This window comes from Pseudomonas sp. R38(2017), assembly GCF_002112395.1.
Taxonomy (GTDB): domain Bacteria; phylum Pseudomonadota; class Gammaproteobacteria; order Pseudomonadales; family Pseudomonadaceae; genus Aquipseudomonas.
The window spans coordinates 53,269-74,115 of the sequence record NZ_NEHN01000005.1 but is presented as its reverse complement, the minus strand read 5'-3'; the positions used below and the strand labels follow the sequence as shown (position 1 = coordinate 74,115).

22 protein-coding genes are annotated in these 20,847 nt (G+C 60.9%); 13 read left to right on the top strand and 9 right to left on the bottom strand.

Annotation, left to right across the window (positions count from 1 at the left end; all coding sequences use genetic code 11):
* Positions 1-43 precede the first annotated feature (43 nt).
* Both CAF87_RS13240 and CAF87_RS13235 read left to right on the top strand, forming a co-directional pair.
* Positions 44-940 carry a transcriptional regulator GcvA gene (locus CAF87_RS13240; RefSeq protein WP_085731792.1) on the top strand — a complete coding sequence of 299 codons (897 nt, stop codon included), beginning with the start codon at positions 44-46 and terminating at the stop codon, positions 938-940.
* Between the two features lie 122 nt (positions 941-1,062).
* Positions 1,063-1,488, top strand: a complete 426-nt coding sequence (locus CAF87_RS13235) for a cupin domain-containing protein (RefSeq protein ID WP_085731791.1) — start codon at positions 1,063-1,065, stop codon at positions 1,486-1,488.
* A 96-nt stretch (positions 1,489-1,584) separates the two neighbouring features.
* Here CAF87_RS13235 and CAF87_RS29285 read toward each other — a convergent pair whose 3' ends face one another.
* Positions 1,585-1,746, bottom strand: coding sequence for a hypothetical protein (locus tag CAF87_RS29285; RefSeq protein WP_170929598.1), 162 nt, complete (start codon positions 1,744-1,746; stop codon positions 1,585-1,587).
* 273 nt (positions 1,747-2,019) lie between these two features.
* Between CAF87_RS29285 and CAF87_RS13230 the strand changes: the two genes are divergently transcribed.
* Positions 2,020-3,450: an amino acid permease gene (locus tag CAF87_RS13230; RefSeq protein ID WP_085731790.1), complete on the top strand. Its 1,431-nt coding sequence runs from the start codon at positions 2,020-2,022 to the stop codon at positions 3,448-3,450.
* Positions 3,451-3,463: 13 nt separating this feature from the next.
* Here the strand turns inward: CAF87_RS13230 and CAF87_RS13225 are convergent, their stop codons facing one another.
* The gene (locus tag CAF87_RS13225) at positions 3,464-3,883 is read right to left on the bottom strand and encodes an organic hydroperoxide resistance protein (RefSeq protein ID WP_085709867.1); all 420 of its coding nucleotides are present in this window, start codon (positions 3,881-3,883) and stop codon (positions 3,464-3,466) included.
* A 125-nt stretch (positions 3,884-4,008) separates the two neighbouring features.
* Positions 4,009-4,626: a LysE family translocator gene (locus CAF87_RS13220; protein ID WP_085732251.1), complete on the bottom strand. Its 618-nt coding sequence runs from the start codon at positions 4,624-4,626 to the stop codon at positions 4,009-4,011.
* 66 nt (positions 4,627-4,692) lie between these two features.
* Between CAF87_RS13220 and CAF87_RS13215 the strand changes: the two genes are divergently transcribed.
* Complete coding sequence (locus CAF87_RS13215) at positions 4,693-5,610, top strand: LysR family transcriptional regulator (protein ID WP_085731789.1); 918 nt, start codon at positions 4,693-4,695, stop codon at positions 5,608-5,610.
* A gap of 91 nt (positions 5,611-5,701) precedes the next feature.
* Here the strand turns inward: CAF87_RS13215 and CAF87_RS13210 are convergent, their stop codons facing one another.
* Entirely contained in the window at positions 5,702-6,628 is a 927-nt protein-coding gene (locus tag CAF87_RS13210) for a universal stress protein (protein WP_085731788.1), read from the bottom strand.
* A 270-nt stretch (positions 6,629-6,898) separates the two neighbouring features.
* Between CAF87_RS13210 and CAF87_RS13205 the strand changes: the two genes are divergently transcribed.
* The 4 genes from CAF87_RS13205 to CAF87_RS13190 all read left to right on the top strand — a co-directional run bounded on the left by CAF87_RS13205 (position 6,899) and on the right by CAF87_RS13190 (position 10,527).
* Positions 6,899-7,972, top strand: coding sequence for an NAD(P)-dependent alcohol dehydrogenase (locus tag CAF87_RS13205; protein ID WP_085731787.1), 1,074 nt, complete (start codon positions 6,899-6,901; stop codon positions 7,970-7,972).
* Between the two features lie 24 nt (positions 7,973-7,996).
* The gene (locus CAF87_RS13200; RefSeq protein WP_085731786.1) at positions 7,997-8,212 is read left to right on the top strand and encodes a hypothetical protein; all 216 of its coding nucleotides are present in this window, start codon (positions 7,997-7,999) and stop codon (positions 8,210-8,212) included.
* Between the two features lie 23 nt (positions 8,213-8,235).
* Positions 8,236-9,477, top strand: a complete 1,242-nt coding sequence (locus CAF87_RS13195) for a DUF4010 domain-containing protein (protein WP_085731785.1) — start codon at positions 8,236-8,238, stop codon at positions 9,475-9,477.
* Between the two features lie 126 nt (positions 9,478-9,603).
* Positions 9,604-10,527, top strand: coding sequence for a universal stress protein (locus tag CAF87_RS13190; RefSeq protein WP_085731784.1), 924 nt, complete (start codon positions 9,604-9,606; stop codon positions 10,525-10,527).
* A 54-nt stretch (positions 10,528-10,581) separates the two neighbouring features.
* On the opposite strand, the gene CAF87_RS13185 is transcribed toward CAF87_RS13190, so the two are convergent.
* Positions 10,582-11,145 (bottom strand): GNAT family N-acetyltransferase, encoded by a 564-nt coding sequence (locus CAF87_RS13185; protein WP_085731783.1) that lies wholly within the window; start codon positions 11,143-11,145, stop codon positions 10,582-10,584.
* Positions 11,146-11,369: 224 nt separating this feature from the next.
* Here CAF87_RS13185 and CAF87_RS13180 point away from each other — a divergent pair, with 224 nt between their 5' ends.
* A complete protein-coding gene (locus tag CAF87_RS13180; protein WP_085731782.1) occupies positions 11,370-12,266 on the top strand; it encodes a universal stress protein in 897 nt (298 codons plus the stop codon).
* A 4-nt stretch (positions 12,267-12,270) separates the two neighbouring features.
* Here CAF87_RS13180 and CAF87_RS13175 read toward each other — a convergent pair whose 3' ends face one another.
* Both CAF87_RS13175 and fnr read right to left on the bottom strand, forming a co-directional pair.
* Positions 12,271-13,254: a zinc-dependent alcohol dehydrogenase family protein gene (locus CAF87_RS13175; RefSeq protein WP_085731781.1), complete on the bottom strand. Its 984-nt coding sequence runs from the start codon at positions 13,252-13,254 to the stop codon at positions 12,271-12,273.
* Positions 13,255-13,278: 24 nt separating this feature from the next.
* Positions 13,279-14,025 (bottom strand): fumarate/nitrate reduction transcriptional regulator Fnr, encoded by a 747-nt coding sequence (gene fnr / locus CAF87_RS13170; RefSeq protein ID WP_085731780.1) that lies wholly within the window; start codon positions 14,023-14,025, stop codon positions 13,279-13,281.
* A gap of 244 nt (positions 14,026-14,269) precedes the next feature.
* On the opposite strand from fnr, the gene CAF87_RS13165 reads away from it, so the two are divergent.
* Positions 14,270-16,645, top strand: coding sequence for a phosphoketolase (locus CAF87_RS13165; protein ID WP_085732250.1), 2,376 nt, complete (start codon positions 14,270-14,272; stop codon positions 16,643-16,645).
* Positions 16,646-16,649: 4 nt separating this feature from the next.
* Here CAF87_RS13165 and CAF87_RS13160 read toward each other — a convergent pair whose 3' ends face one another.
* Positions 16,650-17,075 carry a potassium channel family protein gene (locus CAF87_RS13160; protein ID WP_085731779.1) on the bottom strand — a complete coding sequence of 142 codons (426 nt, stop codon included), beginning with the start codon at positions 17,073-17,075 and terminating at the stop codon, positions 16,650-16,652.
* 149 nt (positions 17,076-17,224) lie between these two features.
* Positions 17,225-17,872 (bottom strand): BON domain-containing protein, encoded by a 648-nt coding sequence (locus tag CAF87_RS13155; RefSeq protein ID WP_085731778.1) that lies wholly within the window; start codon positions 17,870-17,872, stop codon positions 17,225-17,227.
* A 231-nt stretch (positions 17,873-18,103) separates the two neighbouring features.
* Between CAF87_RS13155 and CAF87_RS13150 the strand changes: the two genes are divergently transcribed.
* From CAF87_RS13150 to CAF87_RS13140, 3 genes are all read left to right on the top strand, one after another.
* A complete protein-coding gene (locus CAF87_RS13150) occupies positions 18,104-18,337 on the top strand; it encodes an Lpp/OprI family alanine-zipper lipoprotein (RefSeq protein ID WP_085731777.1) in 234 nt (77 codons plus the stop codon).
* Between the two features lie 72 nt (positions 18,338-18,409).
* Entirely contained in the window at positions 18,410-19,330 is a 921-nt protein-coding gene (locus CAF87_RS13145) for a universal stress protein (protein ID WP_085731776.1), read from the top strand.
* A gap of 97 nt (positions 19,331-19,427) precedes the next feature.
* Entirely contained in the window at positions 19,428-20,813 is a 1,386-nt protein-coding gene (locus tag CAF87_RS13140; protein ID WP_085732249.1) for an MBL fold metallo-hydrolase RNA specificity domain-containing protein, read from the top strand.
* Positions 20,814-20,847: the final 34 nt, after the last annotated feature.

The window sequence follows — 20,847 nt, the reverse complement described above, 5'->3', positions numbered from 1 at the left end:
CGATGCTAGCGTATGACAAAATCTCATGAACTGAAGAAGCCCCATGCTCACCCGACTACCGTCGCTCAACGGACTGCGAGCTTTCGAATGTGCGGCCCGCCATTTGAGTTTCACCCGCGCGGCCGAAGAACTGAACGTCACACAAACCGCGATCAGCCATCAGATCCGGCGCCTCGAAGATGAACTCGGCGTGCGCCTGTTCATGCGCTTGAAGGACGGATTGGCGCTGACCGAAGAGGGCAGCGCTTATTTTCCCGGTGTTCGTTCGGCATTCATGGAACTGCGCCATTCGACCGAGCGCTTGCTGGAGGCGAGCAACCAAAGCGTCCTGACGATCAGTACCCTGGTTTCGGTGGCGTCCAAGTGGCTGTTGCCGCGCCTGCCGTCCTTTCGCAAGGCGTTTCCCGAGATCGATGTGCGCATCAGTGCATCCACCGAACTGGTGGACTTTCGCAAGGGTGGCATTGATGCAGCGATCCGATACGGCAACGGAAACTGGCCGGGACTGCGCGCCGACTGGCTGATGGCCGACGAGATATTCCCGGTGTGCAGCCCGCGTTTGCTCACCGGGCCGGACCCGATCAAAACGCCGGCCGATCTGGCCCGGCACACTTTGCTGCACGTCAGCGGGCAGACCGCCGATGACTGGAGCGCCTGGCTGAACGCCGCAGGTCAACCGCCACCGTCGGCCAAAGGCCCGCGCCTGACCTTCGACCTGGCCATGATGGCGGTGCAGTCGGCGATTGACGGGCAGGGCGTGTGCATCGGGCGCTCGACCTACGTCGAGGACGATTTACGGGCCGGAAGACTGGTGGCGCCGTTCGATTTGCGGCTCAAGTCCGACTCGGGTTTCTACTTCGTCACGCCCCATGAAAACGCCGGCTCGAAAAAGATCGTCGCCTTCAGGCAGTGGCTGTCGCAGGTGGCGAGAGTTGTATGAGCGTGTATCAATCCCGCCCTCGTACACAGTGAGCTAACAAGCGCCGATATCGGGACACATTCCCGGTACATGCCCTCGTCAAAGTAGCGGCGTCACTTCACTACTTCCAAGAGGGCAACACCATGCGCCGCACACTTCTGATGACCGCAGCCGCCGTACTGGTTTCGATGACCGGCCTTGCACACGCCGCCGACACCCAAACCGCAGCCCCTGCAAAGAGCTGGCAACAAGGCCTGAGCCGCACGGATCTGGTCCATCAGGACCTGGGCGCAGCGGATCGCGAAGTGATTCAGGCTCGAGTGGATTTCGAGCCAGGCATCACTTCCCCCCGGCATGCGCATCCGGGCGTTGAAGTCGCCTATGTGATCAGCGGCACCTTCGAATACCAGCTCGAAGGCCGGGCACCGGTGACGCTCAAGGCGGGAGATTCGCTGTTCATCCCGGAAGGCGTGGCGCACATCGCGAAGAACGTCGGGAATGACAAGGGTTCGGAATTGGCGACGTATATCGTCAAGAAGGGCGAGCCATTGTTGATCCTCAAGCAATAACGACCGGGATACTGAAAAGGCCTGCCAATGTGGCAGGCCTTTTTTGTCGGCGGACTCAACGCAGGCTGATGCCGCCCGATTCAAACTGAAGCAACTTCAGCTCACATCCACCTCTTTCACAACCCCGGCAGATGCCCTTTGTTTGCGCCGCTTGAGCCAGCTGAAAAACGCATGCACCGGATGCAAAACAGCCGTCAGCACGCCAAGCAGCAGGATGATGAAAAGGATGATCAGCGGGATGCTTTCGTGCGAGAACATGGTGGGTTACTCCTGTAGTCACTATGTTGGAACCTGCAGACTAGACGCATCCGGCGATGTTTTTGGTGAACGTATGTTCATCCTCGGGCGCTTCGATTGTGCTACGGGAGGCCCGGGATCGGCTCCACGTTCATGAGCAGTTCGAAGGCTCGTCTTTCTCGCTGACCGTCACCCGGGCATGTCGAAATCGGGCATCGGCATGCCGCACTCGAGCTATTTGCGTTCAAGTTCAGCCACGTAAGGTGAGGCGTCCATCAGAGAACAACAAAAACAATGAACAGCCTGAATTCGAAGGAATCGAGCGGTCAGTTGGCGCAGGGTTTCAAGCCACGTCACGTGACCATGTTGTCAATTGCAGGAATCATCGGTGCGGGGTTGTTTGTCGGTTCCGGACACGCCATCGCGGCGGCGGGGCCGGCGGTGTTGCTGGCCTATCTGTTTTCCGGCCTGTTGGTGGTGCTGGTCATGCGCATGCTGGGGGAAATGGCGGTGGCCCGACCGGACACCGGATCGTTTTCCACCTACGCCGATCAGGCCATCGGCCGCTGGGCCGGCTTCACCATTGGCTGGCTCTACTGGTGGTTCTGGGTGCTGGTCATTCCCATTGAGGCCCTTGCCGCCGGGCATGTGTTGAATCAGTGGTTTCCCCAGGTCGATGCATGGTTGTTCGCGCTGGTGTCGATCATCCTGCTGGTGATCACCAACCTGTTCAGTGTCTCCAAGTACGGCGAGTTCGAATTCTGGTTCGCCATGGCCAAGGTCGTGGCGATCATCGGTTTTATCGGCGTGGGTTTTGCCGTGCTGATGGGCTGGATTCCCGAGCGTGAAGCCAGCGGCCTCAGCCGGTTGATGGAAGAACATGGCGGGTTCGCCCCCAATGGCCTGTCGGCGGTGGTCGGCGCCTTCATCACCATCATGTTCAGTTTTATCGGTACGGAAGCGGTAACCATTGCCGCTGCCGAATCGGACAATCCGGCACAGAACATCGCCAAGGCCACGCGTTCGGTGATCTGGCGCATCGGTGTGTTCTATCTGCTGTCGATCTTCGTGGTGATTTCCGTGGTGCCCTGGAACGACCCGCTTTTGGCGTCCGTCGGTTCCTATCAGCGCGCACTGGAATTGATGAACGTTCCCCACGCCAAATTCATGGTCGATGTGGTGGTGTTGATTGCCGTGGCCAGTTGCATGAACTCGTCGATCTATATCGCTTCGCGCATGTTGTTCTCACTGGGGCTTCGCGGCGATGCACCGCGCGCGTTGAAAGTGACTTCCGGCGCAGACGTGCCGAGGGCGGCGGTGATTGCCAGCAGCGTCATCGGCGCCGGGGTGACGCTGCTCAGTTACTTCATGCCCGCCGGCCTGTTTCAATTCCTGCTCGCCAGTTCCGGCGCCATTGCGTTGCTGGTGTACCTGGTGATCGCGGTTTCCCAGCTGCGCATGCGGCGGATGCTGCTTCGGCAGAATGTCGAGCTGACCTTTCGCATGTGGCTGTTTCCCTGGCTGACGTATCTGGTGATGGCGTTCATCTGCGCCGCACTCGCGGTGATGATGCTGACGCCGGAGCATCGCCTGGAAGTGACGTCGACCATTGGCCTGGCGCTGGCGATTTCCTTTATCGGGCTGGTGACCACGCGTCAGCATGGGCCGGCGACTTCGTCTGTCCCAGTCAAACAAAACGCCCGAGGCAGTGCCTCGGGCGTGTAGGGAGGATCGGGATTCAGATCAGCCGCAGGGTCACGTCGATGTTGCCGCGCGTGGCCTTGGAGTAAGGGCAGGTCTGGTGCGCAGCTTCCACCAGTGACTGGGCGACCGAAGGCTCCAGCCCCGGCAGACTGACATTCAGGCGGGCCTGCAGGAAAAACGCATCACCGGTCTTGCCCAGATCGATTTCGGTTTCCACCGCCACATCGGCTGGCAGCCTGATCTTCAGCGCAGCCGCCGCTTTGCCCATGGCACCGATGAAACAGGCCGACCAGCCGGCCGCCAGCAGCTGTTCCGGATTGGTGCCGCTGCCATTGGAGCCCGGTGGCGACAGCTTGACGTCCAGATTGCCGTCGGAACTGCGCGAGGCACCATCGCGTCCGCCGGTGGTGCGGGTCTTGCCGGTGTACAGCACGGTGTCGATTTGATTGATCATGAGAAGGCCTGCCTATGTGAGTGGTTGAGTCGGAAGGAAGGTTCCGATAGCCCACACTTTTGCATCGGCATGTACCAGGGATGTGTCATGAACTGGGGGTTATGTATCGCTGTGTAGCGATGCGTTCAGGCTGATCGCTGAGACAGCGTCAGCAGAACCCCGAAGCCCACGAGCAGGCCGCCGAACGCCCGGTCAATCCACTGCCGTGCCGCCAGCAGTTTCTCCCGCACTCGCCCGGCGGAGAAACACAGCGCCACCAGGCTGAACCACAGCACATGCGCCCCGGCAATGAACACCCCATAGGCGATTTGTACCGGCAGGCCCGTCTCCGGCCGGACGACACCCATGAACAGGCTCACGATGAAAATCGAGGTTTTGGGGTTCAACGCATTGGTGAGAAAACCTGAACGCAACGCAGCCAGGTCCGACAGGGCAGGTGGCGCAGCATCCGGCTGCTGAACGTCAGGTCTGGAGCGAAGCATTTTGATGCCCAGATAAACCAGATACGCAGCCCCCGCCAGTTTCAGTGCATTGAACAACCAGGGCGATTGTTGAAGCACTAATCCGAGTCCTAGCAGGGTGTAGCCGACATGCACCAGCACTCCGAGACCAATGCCCATCGCCGTGAGCACGCCTGCGCGTCGAGAGAGCAGCAAGCCGTTGCGCGAGACCAGGGCGAAGTCAGGCCCGGGGCTGATGCATGCCAGCAGTGTGATGGTGATTACGGCTATCCATTCGCTCATGGTGGAACCTTGGGTGGGTTGGTGATAGAAAGCCATGTTTACAGATCCCGAACGCTGGAATTAACGATGATTTCTGAAGCAAATGGTGAGTCTGAATCACCATTTTCCGAAGGGCGAATGCCTTCTCTGCTGGCGCTGCGTTGCTTCGAATCCGCGGGCCGGTTCGAGAACTTCGCCCGTGCGGCTGACGAACTGCATCTGACACCCGGCGCCATCAGCCGGGCGGTGCGCCTGCTTGAAGAGGATCTGGGCGTTGATTTGTTCGAGCGGCGCCAACGGAGGGTTTTTCTGACTGACCCTGGCAGGCGACTGCTCAAAGCAGTGAGCGAAGGTTTGGGGGTGATGAACCATGCCGTCCGCGAGATCCGTACTGAGGCGCGCCGTACGCGACGGCTGGTCCTGTCCTGCGAGCCGACGCTGTTGATGCGCTGGTTGATTCCGCGCTGGAGTGATTTCCAGAAACAACATCGCGGCCCGGACATTCATCTGGTGGCCGGTGGCGGGCCGTTTTCATTTGAACAGGGAATCGACCTGGCCATTCGCCGCGACGATTTCCACCGGCCTCCCGGTTACCACGCCGAGCGCTTGTTTGCCGAGAAGGTAGGGCCGGTCTGCCGACCGGATAAGGTCGGTGAGTGGTTCGATAAAAGCGGCAAATGTCTACGCGCCACGGCGCCTCTGTTGCAAACGAGCAGCCGACCCACGGCCTGGCAGGAGTGGGCCGCCGCAGCGGGCCAGCCGGTTCCTGCAACGCAGACGCAGGCTTTCGAACACTTTTACTTCAGCATTCAGGCGGCTGTCGCTGGACTGGGGGTGGCCATCGGTCCGTGGCATTTGGTCCGCGACGATATCGAAAGCGGGGTGTTGGCCGCGCCATCAGGATTTGTAGAGGACGGCTCGCATTATTGCCTGCTGTCGCCTGCGCCTCACAAACCGGGCAGTCTGGAAATGGATTTGCTGGAATGGTTGCGAGAGGTGGGTTGATCGTATTGTCCGGACCATGCACCACTGCGGACGGCCGGGCCGCAGTGCAGTACTGAACGGTGACGACTGCACTGCGCGTGACGGCGAGGGCTCAGCCCTCCAGGCTCTCCGGCGCGACCACCCACACGCTGCAAGGCATTTTGTAGAGCAGGTGCTCGACGGTACTGCCGACCAGCCGCCCGATCCCCCGGTGGGCCACGCGACCCATGACGATGAGATCAACGTCATACGCATCGGCATAGCTGGACAGGACCTTGGCCGGGTCGCCGAGGATCATGTGTTGATTCTCGGCGGGGATGTCATTGCGTTCAGCCAGATCACGGAACGCTTCGCCCTGGGCATCGAACAGCTTCTTGGCTGCATTCGAGGAGAAGAACGCCGAGGCGTTGTCGAAGCCGAATTCTGCCGCGCCTATCGAGGACAGGTCGTGGGCATAGATCACGTCAAGTTGAGCGTTGCAGATGCTTGCCAGTTTGGCCGCTTCGCGCAGGATCCGGTCATTGAGCCCTGCATAGCGGCCATCGCGATGGAACGGGTCGACCGCCGCAACAATGCGACGCGGCAGAGCGTGCAATACGTGGCTGACGAAATGCAGCGGCACCGGGCATTCGCGCAGCAAATGGACGTCAAGCGGGGTGAACATCAGGCGCGACAACGCTGACTCGTGCTCCAGCGCCTTGATCATGGCCGCCATCGGCTGCTCCTTGAGGTGAATGAGGATCTCCTTTAGCGGGTTGGCCACCCACACCACCTCCGTCGTCACATGCACGCCGAGTTTGCGCAAAGGGCGAGCCTGATCCTCCAGCCAATGCCGATGACGTTCAACGTAGCCCACGCGCATTTGCTCCAGCGCCTGTTCATTGACCAGACCGGCAGTGGCCAGGCCTTCCAGATAATCGAATGCCACGATGTGCAACGCGGCGTCCGCAGCTTTGGCCAGTGCCGCCGCACGGTCGAACGCCGGGCTGTTTTCCATCAGGGGCGAAACAACGAGCATGAAGCGTGATTGCTCAGACATGGCAGATCTCCCGTAGGCAAATGCAGGAACGTCTGGACTCGAGGGCGACAGCGCGCTCGGACGGCACCGCTTTGTGTCTATCCTGCCGACGCTGACGGGGAGGGCCTTGATTTTTGTCAATCCGGCGGTTGGTCGCCGGACGGCCGGATGGGTGGTCAGGGGCTGACTGATCCACCGATTGTTGACCATTATCAATTTTTGCCGAGTCGCTCGGGCGCAGTCTGGGTCCTGTGCTGGAACCACGTTCACGACAGGCGCAGAGGATCGACCATGGCGACCATGAAAGCTGCTGTTTTCGTTGAAAAGAACCGCATCGTGCTGGAAGACAAGCCGATCCCCGAGGTCGGCCCGCTGGACGCCCTGATCCGCATCACCACCACGACCATTTGCGGCACTGATGTGCACATTTTGCGCGGCGAGTACCCGGTGGCCAAAGGGCTGACGATCGGTCATGAGCCGGTGGGCATCATCGAGCGGCTGGGCTCACAGGTGCGCGGGTTCGTCGAAGGGCAACGGGTGATCGCCGGGGCAATCACCCCCAGTGGACAAAGCTACGCCTGCCTGTGTGGCTGCGGATCCCAGGACGGCCCGGACACCCGGCATGGCTTCAAGGCCATCGGCGGCTGGAAGTTCGGCAACACGCTTGACGGTTGCCAGGCCGAGTACGTGCTGGTGCCGGACGCGCTGGCCAATCTGTGCCCGATTCCCGACGGCCTGACGGACGAGCAGGTGCTGATGTGCCCGGACATCATGTCCACCGGATTCTCCGGGGCCGAGCGCGGCAAGATCGCCATCGGCGATACCGTCGCGGTCTTTGCCCTGGGGCCTATCGGTCTGTGTGCGGTGGCCGGGGCGCGCCTCAAGGGCGCCACCACCATCATCGGCGTCGATGCGGTTGCGGAACGCATGAGTGTCGCCCGGCGCCTCGGGGCAACCGACGTGGTCAACTTCAAGGACGGCAACGTGGTCGAGCAGATCATGGCGTTGACCGATGGCCGTGGCGTTGACGTGTCCATCGAGGCGCTCGGCACCCAAGGCACTTTCGAATCGGCGTTGCGGGTGCTGCGGCCCGGCGGGCGCTTGTCCAGCCTAGGGGTGTATTCCAGCGACCTGCATATTCCGCTCGACGCCTTTGCCGCCGGGCTGGGCGATTACAGCATCGTGTCCACCCTGTGTCCGGGCGGCAAGGAGCGGATGCGCCGGTTGATGGCAGTGGTGCAGAGCGGGGCGGTGGATCTGTCGCCGCTGGTCACACACCGTTTCAAACTCGATGACATCGAGGCGGCCTACGAGTTGTTTGCCCATCAACGCGACGGTGTGATGAAAGTCGCGATCACGCCTTGAATATCCGGTTTGCGGAGACTGTCCATGAACATTGAGATCATCGAGAGACGCAGCCCCCATGGCTGGGTCGTGCACATGGATCGGCTGCAAGTGAATTTCAACAGCCTGGAGCAGGCCCGGGCATTTGTCGGCCAGCTCCGGGCCCGAATCGACGCACCGCACACCTGGCCGCAGCCGACGGCGCGCAAGGCTGGCGTGCCGATGGACGCCGCACGACCATCGGTGGCAAGCGTTGACTAGTCGCTGACAGGGGCGGGTGGCCCGTGAATGAGTCCCTTGACCTGGCCGGCGCGGCGGCCGCGTTGGGCATCGGTATGCTCATCGGCCTGGAGCGCGAACGACACAAAGGCACCGGTAGTACCCGTGACTGTGCGGGTCTGCGGACCTTCGCCATCACTGCGCTGCTGGGGTACATGGCAATGCAGGTCGGTGGCGCGTTGCTGCTGGGGATTGTGGTGCTCGGCCTGACCGCACTGATTACCGTGGCGTATTGGCGAAGCCTGAGTGACGACCCGGGCGTCACCAGCGAAGTGGCCTTGCTCACGGTATTGCTGCTCGGCGCCTGGTGCGGTTCTGCTGCAGAAATGGCGGTGGCGACAGGTGTAGTAGTAGCGGGGTTGCTGGCGTATCGGGAAAAACTGCATGACTTTGCCAACAGTCAGTTGACCGAGACCGAAATGCGCGACGGCCTGGTCTTGCTGGTAGCGGCGCTGGTGATCCTGCCGCTGGCGCCGGACCGCTACATCGGGCCTTATCACGCGATCAACCTGCGGACCCTCTGCACACTGACGGTATTGCTGATGCTGGTGGGGGCCATCGGGCACATCGCCGTGCGAACCCTGGGCAGTCGTTACGGCTATGCCATCAGTGCTGTTGCCTCCGGTTTTGTTTCCAGCACCGTCACCATCGCGTCCATGGGGCAGCGCGTCGCCAGGGCGCCCGGGCAGGTGCGAACGCTCGCGGCGGCTGCAATCGTGTCCAACCTGGCCACGGTGATTCAGGTGGCGTTGATTGTCGGCACTGTGGACACCGCGCTGTTGCGCAGCCTGTGGGTGCCGCTGGGCTGCGGGCTGGCGACCACGGCATTGTATGGCGTATGCCTGATGTTTCACGGGTCGCAAAGAGGTGCCGAGGAACCCCGTGAGGACGGTGGGGCGTTCAATCTCAAGCTCGCCGTGGTCGTGACGTTGACCATGACCGCCATCACGCTCGTTTCATCGGTAATGCTCAACTACTTCGGCCAGGTAGGGGTGATGTTGACCGCAACGTTCAGCGGTTTTGCCGACGCTCATTCTTCCATCGCGTCCATCGCCTCGCTGGCCAAGGCCGGGTTGTTGCCCGTCGATGCCATCGTCCCGCCGGCGCTGATTGCCGTCAGCAGCAATTCGTTGAGCAAATGTCTGGTGGCCTGGGTCAGCGGCGGCCGGCGATTTGCCGCGTATGTCATCCCCGGCCAGCTTTTACTGACGCTGGCCATGTGGGCGGGCACCTTGCTGCATTACTGAGGCGTGTCTCGAATCACCGGATTTGTTCTGCAGAACGGCCAAAGCTGACAAAGATCAAATGGCCTTCGGTTGCATGGCTCAATCTGGACAAGTGTTCTTTCAGTTGACTGCATGCCGAGGTGTCCAATGTCACAGACTCAGCGTTTGTTGTTGATCGCTCCCCCCTCCATGACGCGCACACCCGCATTCGAGCGCGCCGCCGCGTTGGCGCAGGCCATGCAATTGCCGTTGCATATCGTCGCGTTCGATTACTTGCAGGCGCTGGCGGTGGCAGGGCTGTTTGCTGCCGAAGAAATCAGCGTGGCCCGGGAAAGTTATCTGCAGCGCCATAGCGATTGGCTCGCGGACCAGGCTGCGCACCTGGGTAGACACGGTATCGAGGTCACCCGCGAGGTGCTCTGGGTGCAGCGCCCTTATGAGGAAATCCTGCATTTCGTGCATGAACAGTCACTGGCGCTGATTATCAAGGACGCCGAGGAAGAGTCGGCCCTCAAGCGCGTGTTTTTCACCCCGCTGGACTGGCAATTGCTGCGCGATTGTCCGGTGCCGGTGCATCTGGTGACCAATGACCGCCATCCTCGGCCGCGCCAGATCATGGCCATCGTCGATGTGCTGCGCAGCGAGGAGCAGGATCTGGTGTTCAACGATCAGATCATCGATGCGGCGGTGAAACTTGCCGAACAGTGCGGCGCCGGACTGGAGTTGGTCCATGTGTATGACTGGGCCGCGGCGTACGCAATGGATATTGGCGTGGGCGCCTTGCCTCTGGCGACCGGGCTTTATGAAGCCTTGGGTACGGCTCAGCATGAGGCCTTCGCCGCGCTGGCGGAGCGTCATGGGGTTGAGGTACAGCGGCGCCATTTCATCGAGGGCGCGCCAGTGCCGAGCATTTGCGAGTTCGCCAGCCAACATGACACGGACGTGATCGTCATGGGCACCGTGCAGCACAATGGCTTGAACAAGTTATTGGGCACGACCGCCGAGCAACTCCTGCATCGTGCACCCTGCAGTGTGTTTGCGATCAAGCCGGGCGGGCAGTCGCAGAGCTGAAGCTCTGGATCACCCCGCGATGAACCGTTGGCCTGAACATCGCGGGGTGATTTTTTACAGGTAGAGACGATGGATCACCTGATTGCTGCTTTCGGGGTCATGGTGCGTCTCGAATCCCAGCGCTCTGGCCAGGTCGCGCATGGGGGCATTGCTGGATGCGTCCACCGAATACATCCGATGGAAACCGTTACGGCGGGCGGCCTTGATCAGGTGTTCCATCAACAAAGTCGCCAGGCCCAGGTGCTGCCATTCATCGGCGACCGTCACGGCGCATTCACATTCGTGCTCGCCGGTGGCCGCATAGCGGCTGACGCCGATTTCGATGAGTTGGCCGTTTTCGTGTACCAGGGCGATGTAAGCCATGCGCTGTTGGTTATCGGTGTCCATCAACTGGTCGAGCATCGCCTTGTCCGGTTCGTTGATCTGCGCGAGAAAACGCATGTGCCGGGACTCGGGAGAGAGCCGTTTGATAAAGGCGTATTCGCGCTCGCGATCCTTCTGCGCCAAAGGTCGGATCAGAATGTGGCGACCATCCTTGAGCGCTTCGATCCAGTATTGCCCGGACACTGCGGCGTAGGCCGCAGCGGCCCGTTCATTGTGGTCTTTGACAGTGAGCATGGGGTGGTCCTCCTTCCGCTTTCTTCAGGTCGGCGCGGGGTGACGAACCTCGCGGTTGAGTCCTTTCTACGCCGCTGGCGCGGCCGGAATCTGATCTGGATCAGACACAGTCGATGTGCGGCGTTGATTTGCGCCTTTCTGATGTAAATCAACCCGGTCATGGGCATGGCAGGCGCAGTCTTGGCTTACCGGAATTGGTAGACCTGTGCGAACCGAGGTGTGTGATGGGCCAATATCAACGTTTATTGCTGATCGCCGACCAGAATCTGCATCCGTCTGCGGCGATGACACGAGCCGAGGCGCTGGCCAGGACGTGTGACGCGGTATTGCATGTGCGAGCGTTTGCCGATCCTGTGCCGGTGGTGCATGTGTGGGAAGAGAAAACCGACGATGCCAACTACCAGCGCTATTTACGCCGCTATCGCCGCTGGGTCGCGGATGAGGAACGGCGTCTGGGCGAGTTGGGCATCGAGGCCACCGTCAAGGTCGTGTTCACCACGCACCCGCTGCCGGACATCCTGCGCGCCGTCGAAGACCTGAAGCCGGACCTGCTGATCAAGGACGTCACCCTGGAACCGGCGCTCAAGCGGGTGTTCATCACGCCGCTGGATTGCCACTTGCTGCGCGAGTGTGCGGTGCCGGTGCACCTGGTCAATCAGGCGCGTTATGGTGTGCCGCACCGCGTGGTGGCCGCGGTCGATCCATTTGATCCGGCCACGCAGATCAGCGGCCTCAATGACACCATCATTCAGTCCGCCAATGCCTTGGCCTTGCAGTGCGATGCACCGCTGCACCTGCTGTATGCCTACGACCTGTCGGCTGCATTCAATGGTGACGCACCGCTGGTCGGTGGCGGCTGGGGCGTGGATTTTGTCGAGGAATTGCGGCAGGCGTTGCACATGGCCTTCGTCAGTCTGGCCGACCGTTATGGCGTGCCGCCAGAACGTCGGCACTTTGTCATGGGGCTGCCGGTGCCGGTGATCAGCGAGTTCGTCGAGCAGTATCAGGCGGATGTGGTGGTGATGGGCACCGTGCACCGGGTGGGCGTCGATCGCTTGATCGGCAGCAACACCGAACGGGCGCTGTATAGCGTGCCGGGCAGTATTCTCGCGGTGCGGTAAAGCATCAGGGGGTGAGCACGATGGCGCCGTTGAACCGGCCGCTGCGCAAACAGGCCAGGGCCTGATTGGCGTCATCCAGCGCAAACCGGGTGACGTCGCAGTGCACTGGCGTGTGTTGCAGCTCGGCGAAAAACGCGGTGCCGTCCTCACGGGTCAGGTTGGCTACCGAACGCAGGCTGCGTTCGCCCCAGAGCAGACGATAGGGAAAGGTGGGGATGTCGCTCATGTGGATTCCGGCGCAGATCACGCAACCGCCCTTGACGGTTGCGGACAGCGCCAGAGGCACCAGCGCACCGACCGGGGCGAATATCAGGCTGGCATCCAGTGGATGAGGCGGCAGTTGATCCGAAGGGCCGGCCCATTCCGCGCCCAGCGTGCGGGCATAAGCCTGGCTTTCATGATCCTCCGGCCGGGTGAAAGCATAGACACGTTGGCGGCGGCCCCGGGCGATCTGGATCGCCAGATGGGCTGCCGCGCCAAACCCGTAAAGCCCGAGGTGGCGGGCGTCACGGGCCATTTGCAATGCTCGAAAACCGATCAGTCCGGCACACAGCAGTGGCGCGGCCTGTTGGTCGCTCAGTGCATCGGGAATCGGAAAGCAGAATCGCGGGTCGGCAACGGTGTACTCGGCGTAGCCGCCGTCCAGTTGGCAGCCGGTGAACTGCGCCTGATCGCAAAGGTTTTCCCGGCCCGAGCGACAGAACGGGCATTCGCCGCAGGTCCAGCCCAGCCAGGGAACACCGACCCTTCGTCCGATCCAACCGCGGGCGACGTCGCCGCCCACGGCGGTGACTTCACCGACGATTTCATGCCCCGGCACCCGTGGCAGCACGGCTTGCGGCAGTTCGCCGTCGAGCAGGTGCAAATCGGTACGGCACACGCCGCAGGCCAGGACTTTGATCAGCAGTTGCCGTGCGCCGGGGACGGGGACCGGACGTTCTTCCCGTTGCAGCGGCTGCCCGGGCGAATGCAGAACCATGGCGCGCACGGGGAGGCTCCAGACTTTACGGGATCAGCACAAGGTAGGGCGATGGCAACCGGCGATCATCTGTTTGAGCCCTTCCAGATTTTGGATTTTCACGTCGCGCCCGGAGATTTCCACCAAGCCCTGATCGCGCAGGTGCGCGATGCCCCGGCAGATGGTTTCAAGGCGCAATCCCAGGTACGAGCCGATTTCCTCGCGGCGCATTTTCAGGACGAAGTTTTTCGACGAGTAACCACGCTGGTTCAAGCGTTGAGACAGGTTCAGCAAGAAGGCCGCCAGGCGTTCGTCGGAGTTCATCGTACCGAGCAACATGAGCATGTCGTGGTCACGCACGATTTCCCGGCTCAGCAGCTTGTTCAGGTTGTGTTGCAGCGAGGGCAGTTGCTGCGCGAGTTTTTCCAGATGGGCGAAATGGACCGGGCAGACTTCGCTGTCTTCCAGTGCGAAGGCGTTGCAGGCGTGCGAGTCAGTGCTGATGGCGTCCAGGCCGAGCATTTCTCCCGGCATTTGAAACCCGGTGACCTGTTCGCGCCCGTCGACGGACAGCACGTTGGTCTTGAATGACCCCAGGCGGACGGCATAGAGGGATCGCAGCGGATCACCCTCGCGGTAAAGTGCTGCGCCTTTCTTGACCTTGAAACGCTGCGCGATGAGCGCATCCAGTCGTTCTACCTCTTGCTCGGACAGGCCGATCGGCAGACACAGCTCCAGCACACTGCAGTTGGAACAGGCCGACTTGAGGCGACGAAATTGCAACGCTTTGGTGTCGGACATGAGTGTGATCCCCATCACATAGTTTTTTAATTGTAGTCGCCGGTCTGTCAGGGGCGCTCAATCCGGCGTTGGCAAGGGGAAAAAAAGACCAATGGAATATGTCACTCATCATCTTATTTCGCTTCAGGTCGAGTCGTTAATTGACCGTTTCTGCTGATGATGACGCTTGATTTAAATCAAGTCCTGGGGAGGGCCGCCCTCCAGAATCGATGAACCGGTGTTGAATGGTCTGGCGGGCAATCTCATGAGCGAGTTTCTCAGTGCAGAGCAAGTGGAAGGTCTGGATGCTTACTGGCGTGCGGCCAATTACCTGGCCGTCGGGCAGATTTACCTCAAGGACAACCCGTTGCTCGCGATGCCGTTGCGTCGCAGCCACATCAAACCGCGTTTGTTGGGACACTGGGGGACGACGCCGGGGCTGAACCTGATCTACACCCATCTCAACCGGCTGATCACTACCTATGACCTGAACATGCTGTTCGTTGCCGGCCCCGGCCATGGCGGGCCGGCGGTGGTGGCGCAGACGTATCTGGAAGGCACTTACACCGAGGTCTGTCCGATGGTCGAGCGCAACGCCAATGGCCTGTTGCGTCTGTTTCGGCAGTTTTCCTGGCCCTACGGCCTCTCCAGCCATGTATCGGCGCAGATTCCCGGCTCTATCCACGAAGGCGGTGAACTCGGCTACAGCCTGGCGCATGCCTATGGCGCAGCGTTCGACAACCCTGATCTGATCGTCGCGTGCGTGATCGGCGACGGAGAGGCTGAAACCGGTACGCTGGCCGCCAGCTGGCATTCGAACAAGTTTCTGAACCCGGTGCGTGACGGGGCGGTGCTGCCGATCCTGCACCTCAATGGCTACAAAATCGCCAACCCCACGGTGTTGTCCAGAATTCCCGAGGACGAACTGTCGGCGCTGATGCGCGGCTATGGCTACGATCCGTACTTCGTCGAAGGCGATGATCCGATGCAGGTGCATCAGGTGCTGGCACAGACCCTGGATACGATGCTGCTGAAGATTCGCCGGATCCAGCGTGACGCGCGTCGGCGACCGGCCCATGACGTGTCGCATCGGCCGGTCTGGCCTGTGTTGATATTGCGCACGCCCAAGGGCTGGACCGGGCCGAAGTTTGTCGATGGCCACCGGGTTGAAGGCAATTGGCGCGCCCATCAGGTACCGCTGGCCGACTTCAGCCAGCCGGTTCACCTGCAACAGCTGGAAGCGTGGTTGAGCAGTTATCGTCCCGAAGAGCTGTTTGACGCCCAAGGGGCACTGATGCCGGAGATCGCGGCGCTGGCGCCTACGGGCCACCGCCGCATGAGCGCCAATCCCCACGGTAATGGCGGGCTGTTGCTGCGACCACTGGATCTGCCCCGGTTTGCCGACTTTGCTGTACCGCTCGACACCCCCGGCAGCGTGCGCGCCGAGGCCACGCGGGTATTGGGGAAATACCTGCGCGAGGTGATGAGAAACAGCCTGGCGACCCGTAATTTTCGCCTGTTCGGCCCAGATGAAACTGCCTCCAATCGTCTCGATGCGGTGTACGAGGTGACCGGCAAGACCTGGCTTGATCCTGTGGAACATGACGATTTGAACCTGAGTGCCGATGGCCGGGTCATGGAGATTCTCAGCGAGCAGGTATGCGAGGGCTGGCTGGAAGGTTATCTGCTGACCGGCCGTCACGGTCTGCTGTCCTGTTACGAGGCGTTCATCCATATCGTCGATTCGATGGTCAACCAGCACGCCAAGTGGCTCAAGACCGCTGCCGAAGTACCGTGGCGCAAGCCGGTGGCGTCGCTCAACTACTTGCTCACCTCCCATGTGTGGCGCCAGGACCACAACGGCTTTTCGCATCAGGACCCGGGGTTCATCGATCTGCTGGCGAACAAAAAGTCCGACATCGCGCGAATCTACCTGCCGCCAGACGCAAATTGCCTGCTGTCGGTGGCCGACCATTGCCTGCGCAGCCGCCATTACATCAACGTCATCGTGGTCGGCAAACAACCGGAGTGGCAGTGGCTGGACATCGACGCAGCGCAACGCCATTGCCAGGCAGGTATCGGCCGCTGGGACTGGGCCTGTCGCGACGACCAGACACCGGACGTGGTCATGGCTTGCGCCGGAGACGTACCGACTCTGGAAACCCTCGCAGCCGTGACATTGTTGCGCGACTGCGTACCGGACCTGCGGGTGCGGGTGGTCAATGTCGTGGACCTGATGGTGCTGCAACCGTCGTATCAGCATCCCCACGGCTTGTCGGATAGCGCATTCGACACGCTGTTTACCGTCGATAAACCGGTGATTTTCGCCTTCCATGGTTATCCGGCGCTGGTTCACCGGTTGCTCTATAAACGCGCCAGCCATGACAACTTCCATGTCCGTGGCTTTATGGAGGAGGGCGCGACCACCACCCCGTTCGACATGGTCGTGATCAACCGTCTGGATCGTTACCGGTTGATGCTGGATGTGTTCGAGCGCGTACCGCGATTGCAGGACCAGGTGCATGAGGCGCGGGCGCGATACTGGTCGCAAATGGAGCGGCACAAGCTCTATCTCATCGAACATGGCGAGGACCTGCCTGAGGTGCGCAACTGGCAATGGACGCCTCCGTCGGCCCCATGAGCGGCTATTTGCTCTTCCAGTATTTCTGCATTTCGAGGAACAGAAAGGAGGCGGTCCAGGTGATCAGGACCAGACCGGTCAACGCTTCAAGGCCGGTCAGGTACTTGAGGTGACCGGCAGGGGAAATGTCACCGAAACCGATGGTCGTGTAGGTGGTGAAAGAGAAGTACACGCAGTCCATGAAGGTGCCGTCGAAGTTGCCTGTCAGATAGCCCCATTGGCCGGAATGCGCCATCAGGTAGTAAGCCAGGGCAAACGCCCAGACTTCGACGGCATGGGCCAGCAGGCTGCCAAACACGCCAACGACAATTCTGAACCGGCGCCACATTTTCAGGCGCGGCAGGAAGTCGTTCAGGCGCAACAGGCACTCGTAGTGAATCACCACGGCGACGATCACCACCAGCGTGTTGATCAGCGTGACTGCCAGCATTCACCAGCCTCCCGTGTCAGGACGATGCCGCGTCAGTCCGTGCAGGTTGCGCAACGCGCGGCAGGGGCTGTAGCGGGGCGAATTCCTCGGCCGTCAGGGCTTCCATTTGCCGCAAGAGGCTGGCGCCGGCGTCCTGATCGAGACGAGGTTTACGCCAGCAGCAGATGATCGTCGACGCGACTGACGCCGGGCATCGACCAGGCGGCTCGCTCCGCGATCTGCCGTTCACGCCACAGGTGAACCCGGCCTTCAAGCGTTACCACATCGCCTTCGACTTTGACGCGAATATCCTTGGCCTCGACTTCGGCATTGCGTTTGAGAGCGGCTTCGATACGTTGCTGGATATCGAAGACGTCCAGTCGCGGACGCAGGGTCAGGCGATTGTTCACTGCGGTGACGCCCGTGAGCTTGTGTACCGAGCGCTCGACGGTTTCCTTCTGGTACTGCCAGTCGACTTCGCCTTCCAGCGTGATCCGCCCGCCCTGCACGATGACTTTGATATCGCCCTCGGGAACGTCGGAACTCCAGTGGATGATTTTCAAGGCGCGGCTGGCGATGGTGTCGTCTGCGGTGCCGGCATTTCGCTCAAGCCTGACTTCGATCTCTTCGGCCAGCGCACGCACCCCCTTGACCCGTTTTACTGCACGTTCGGCGCTGACTTTCTGAGCGTAGCTTTTGACATGCCCCGTCAGCGTGACGACACCGTCCTCCACCGAGACACCAATGTTGGCGGCGTCGATTTCAGGCTGGAATTCGAGTTCTTCCAGAATGCATTTGCGCAGGCTCAAATCGTTCATGACGGTGTCCTCGGTTCGATGTGAGAGGCAGGGAACAGGTGCCCGGTGTTTTTTTCTACGCCAAGGCGACAAAATTTCGTTGAGGAATGTCAACAATGCCTGTTGGGCCCGGCATCGATCCCAGTGCCCGCGGGCGAGTGATTTGTTTGACAAAGATCAGAGCTAGCGGTGGCCAACGCCAGATACTCAAGCCAACACGGTCTTCAGCATTGATCCATTGAGGAGAAAACCATGAACAGGCGCTTGGCCATCGTCGTGCTCAGTGTGCTGGTGGCGGCGACTGGCGGTTGCGGTCATCGCCAGACCGAAGAATTCGACGCTCGACTGGAGTCCGCCGAGGACAATGCCGCTACCGCCAGGCTTCGGGCCGATGAGGCCCTGCTCAAGGCAGAGCAGGCGCAGCGAGCGGCGGAAGAGGCGTACGAGCGCGCAAGACGCATGGCCGAAAAAGCGGCGCGCAAGTAATCGAGTTCCATCGTGAGTCGGAACAGGGACGTCAGGCTGGCAGGGCCAGCCAAGCATTGCCGGAGAAAAGTGATGCTCAAACTCAAACGTATTTTGTTGATTGCTCCCCCCGAGATGAACCATTCGCCGGCCTTCGAACGTGCCGAGGCGCTGGCCAGGGCCACCGGGGCGCTTCTGCACATCGTGGCATTCGATTATGTCCAGGCGCTGGCGGTGGCGGGTCTTTTTGACCCGAATGCGATGGCGCAGGCGCGGGAGGGCTACCTGCAGGTGCACCGCCAGTGGCTGGAACAGCAAGCGCGGTTTCAGCGCAGCGCCCGACTGCCGGTCAGCACCGAAGTGGTGTGGGCCAGGACCACGCCCGCCCATGTACTCGAATACATCAATGACTTCCATGCCGATCTGGTGATCAAGGATATGCATTATGTGCCGGCACTCGAGCGTGCCTTTCACCGGCCGCTGGACTGGGTATTGCTGCGCGACTGTCCGGCTCATCTGCACCTGGTGAGTGAAAACGCGAAACCCGTACCTGCGAAAATACTGGCAGCCGTCGACCTTTCTCATCTGGAAGAGCTGACCCAGGGTCTCAACGACCGGATTCTCAACCTGGCCACAACCCTGGCGGGCGCAACCGAAGCGACGTTGCACCTGTTGAACGTCTGTAACTGGTCGGTGCTGGGGGACGCTGCGATGAGTGTGCCGACATTGAGTCTGGACCACAGCTTGTGCGAGGCGATCACCGATACCCAGCAAGAGGCATTCGATGCGCTTGCCGAACGCTACGGCATCGGCAAACCGCGCCGGCATCAACTGACCGGCATTCCCCACAAGGTGATCGAACTGTTTGCGCGCCAGAACGCTTTCGACATGCTGGTGCTGGGTTCGGCCTATCACCGCGATGTCGATGGTTCTGTCGGCAGTACGGTCGAAACGTTGACGAACCGGGCACCGTGCAGCCTGATGATCGTCAAACCCACGTCCGGTTTCGACTGATGGCGGCGCCAGTCAGGCGGCCAGTTGATAAAAATCAAAGGGCAGCGAGGCAAAAAGAGCGATCAATGACGCTCTTGTCGAGGCTGGGGAGATGGCCATGCGAATCACTTTTCTGGGTGCGGCCGGCACCGTCACCGGTAGCAAGTATCTGCTGGATCACAGGGACCGGCATGTATTGATCGACTGCGGCCTGTTTCAGGGCTACAAGCAATTGCGTCTGCACAACCGGGACCCTTTTCAGTTACCTGTGCAGGACCTGGATGCGATTGTCCTGACCCATGCCCATCTCGATCACAGCGGCTACCTGCCGGTACTGGTGCGCAATGGCTATCGCGGACCGATCTATGCGACAGAGGCGACCTGTGAGCTGGTGAAAATCCTCTTGCTCGACAGCGGTCGCCTGCAGGAAGAGGAGGCCGGTTTCGCCAATCGGCACGGTTTCTCCAAGCACTCGCCGGCATTGCCGTTGTACACCGAGCAGGACGCCGAACAGACATTGAAACTGTTGCAACCGATCGAATGGCACCATCGGGTCGAAATCGTCCCTGGCTTGAGCGTGCTGTTGCGCGGGGCCGGTCATATTCTGGGGGCCAGCACCGTGGAAGTAGTCGCCGATGGCGTGACACTGGTGTGTTCGGGGGATCTGGGGCGCCCTGATGACCCGTTGATGTTTGCCCCTGAAACCATTGAGCAGGCGGATTATCTGTTGGTGGAATCGACCTACGGTGACCGCAAGCATCCAGATGAGGACCCGGAGCAACAGTTGGCCGACGTGATCAATCGTACGGCGCTGCGTCACGGTATTACCCTGGTGCCTTCATTTGCGGTGGGCCGGGCGCAATTGTTGATGTACCACTTGTACCGCCTCAAGCAGCAGCATGCGATCCCCGATCTGCCGATTTATCTCAATAGCCCGATGGCTACGGATGTCACGCGCTTGTACCAGCGCTTTCGTAGCGAACACCGGCTGTCACCGGACGGTTGCGAAGGGATGTGTCGCGGGACACATTTTGTGCGCTCGATCGACGAGTCGATCGAACTGGAACGGCTTCGCACTCCGGTGGTGATTATCGCTGCCAGCGGCATGGCCACGGGCGGCCGTGTGCTGCACCACCTAAAGGCGCTGGCGCCGAACCCGCTGAACTCGCTGCTGATGCCGGGCTTTCAGGCCGGCGGTACCCGTGGCGCACAGATCGTGGCGGGAGCCCCTTCGGTGCGCATTCACGGCCAGGAAGTCCCGATCCGCGCCGACGTGGTGCCGATGCAGACCTTGTCGGCACATGCCGATGCCGATGAAATCATGCAATGGCTGCGCGGCTTCAAACGCCCGCCGAAACACACCTTCGTGGTACACGGCGAACCCAATGCATCGGACGTACTGCGCCGGCGTATCAGTCTGGAACTGGGCTGGGCGGTGTCGGTGCCGGAGTACCGCGACAGCGTTGATCTGGCCGCTGTCGGTGATACGACAGACAAGGCCTGACGGGCATACTGAAACCGTTATGCAAATGAATGCG

What these genes read in the sequence shown, in the direction of transcription:
- CAF87_RS13160 (WP_085731779.1), bottom strand. Translation starts at nt 17,075, where the DNA reads ATGCTGGCAGTCACGCTGATCAACACGCTGGTGGTGATCGTCGCCGTG.
- CAF87_RS13180 (WP_085731782.1), top strand. Translation starts at nt 11,370, where the DNA reads ATGGGCCAATATCAACGTTTATTGCTGATCGCCGACCAGAATCTGCAT.
- CAF87_RS13225 (WP_085709867.1), bottom strand. Translation starts at nt 3,883, where the DNA reads ATGATCAATCAAATCGACACCGTGCTGTACACCGGCAAGACCCGCACC.
- CAF87_RS13235 (WP_085731791.1), top strand. Translation starts at nt 1,063, where the DNA reads ATGCGCCGCACACTTCTGATGACCGCAGCCGCCGTACTGGTTTCGATG.
- CAF87_RS13205 (WP_085731787.1), top strand. Translation starts at nt 6,899, where the DNA reads ATGGCGACCATGAAAGCTGCTGTTTTCGTTGAAAAGAACCGCATCGTG.
- CAF87_RS13215 (WP_085731789.1), top strand. Translation starts at nt 4,693, where the DNA reads ATGATTTCTGAAGCAAATGGTGAGTCTGAATCACCATTTTCCGAAGGG.
- CAF87_RS13155 (WP_085731778.1), bottom strand. Translation starts at nt 17,872, where the DNA reads ATGAACGATTTGAGCCTGCGCAAATGCATTCTGGAAGAACTCGAATTC.
- CAF87_RS13240 (WP_085731792.1), top strand. Translation starts at nt 44, where the DNA reads ATGCTCACCCGACTACCGTCGCTCAACGGACTGCGAGCTTTCGAATGT.
- CAF87_RS13185 (WP_085731783.1), bottom strand. Translation starts at nt 11,145, where the DNA reads ATGCTCACTGTCAAAGACCACAATGAACGGGCCGCTGCGGCCTACGCC.
- CAF87_RS29285 (WP_170929598.1), bottom strand. Translation starts at nt 1,746, where the DNA reads ATGTTCTCGCACGAAAGCATCCCGCTGATCATCCTTTTCATCATCCTG.
- CAF87_RS13150 (WP_085731777.1), top strand. Translation starts at nt 18,104, where the DNA reads ATGAACAGGCGCTTGGCCATCGTCGTGCTCAGTGTGCTGGTGGCGGCG.
- CAF87_RS13230 (WP_085731790.1), top strand. Translation starts at nt 2,020, where the DNA reads ATGAACAGCCTGAATTCGAAGGAATCGAGCGGTCAGTTGGCGCAGGGT.
- CAF87_RS13210 (WP_085731788.1), bottom strand. Translation starts at nt 6,628, where the DNA reads ATGTCTGAGCAATCACGCTTCATGCTCGTTGTTTCGCCCCTGATGGAA.
- fnr (WP_085731780.1), bottom strand. Translation starts at nt 14,025, where the DNA reads ATGTCCGACACCAAAGCGTTGCAATTTCGTCGCCTCAAGTCGGCCTGT.
- CAF87_RS13140 (WP_085732249.1), top strand. Translation starts at nt 19,428, where the DNA reads ATGCGAATCACTTTTCTGGGTGCGGCCGGCACCGTCACCGGTAGCAAG.
- CAF87_RS13165 (WP_085732250.1), top strand. Translation starts at nt 14,270, where the DNA reads ATGAGCGAGTTTCTCAGTGCAGAGCAAGTGGAAGGTCTGGATGCTTAC.
- CAF87_RS13220 (WP_085732251.1), bottom strand. Translation starts at nt 4,626, where the DNA reads ATGAGCGAATGGATAGCCGTAATCACCATCACACTGCTGGCATGCATC.
- CAF87_RS13145 (WP_085731776.1), top strand. Translation starts at nt 18,410, where the DNA reads ATGCTCAAACTCAAACGTATTTTGTTGATTGCTCCCCCCGAGATGAAC.
- CAF87_RS13200 (WP_085731786.1), top strand. Translation starts at nt 7,997, where the DNA reads ATGAACATTGAGATCATCGAGAGACGCAGCCCCCATGGCTGGGTCGTG.
- CAF87_RS13190 (WP_085731784.1), top strand. Translation starts at nt 9,604, where the DNA reads ATGTCACAGACTCAGCGTTTGTTGTTGATCGCTCCCCCCTCCATGACG.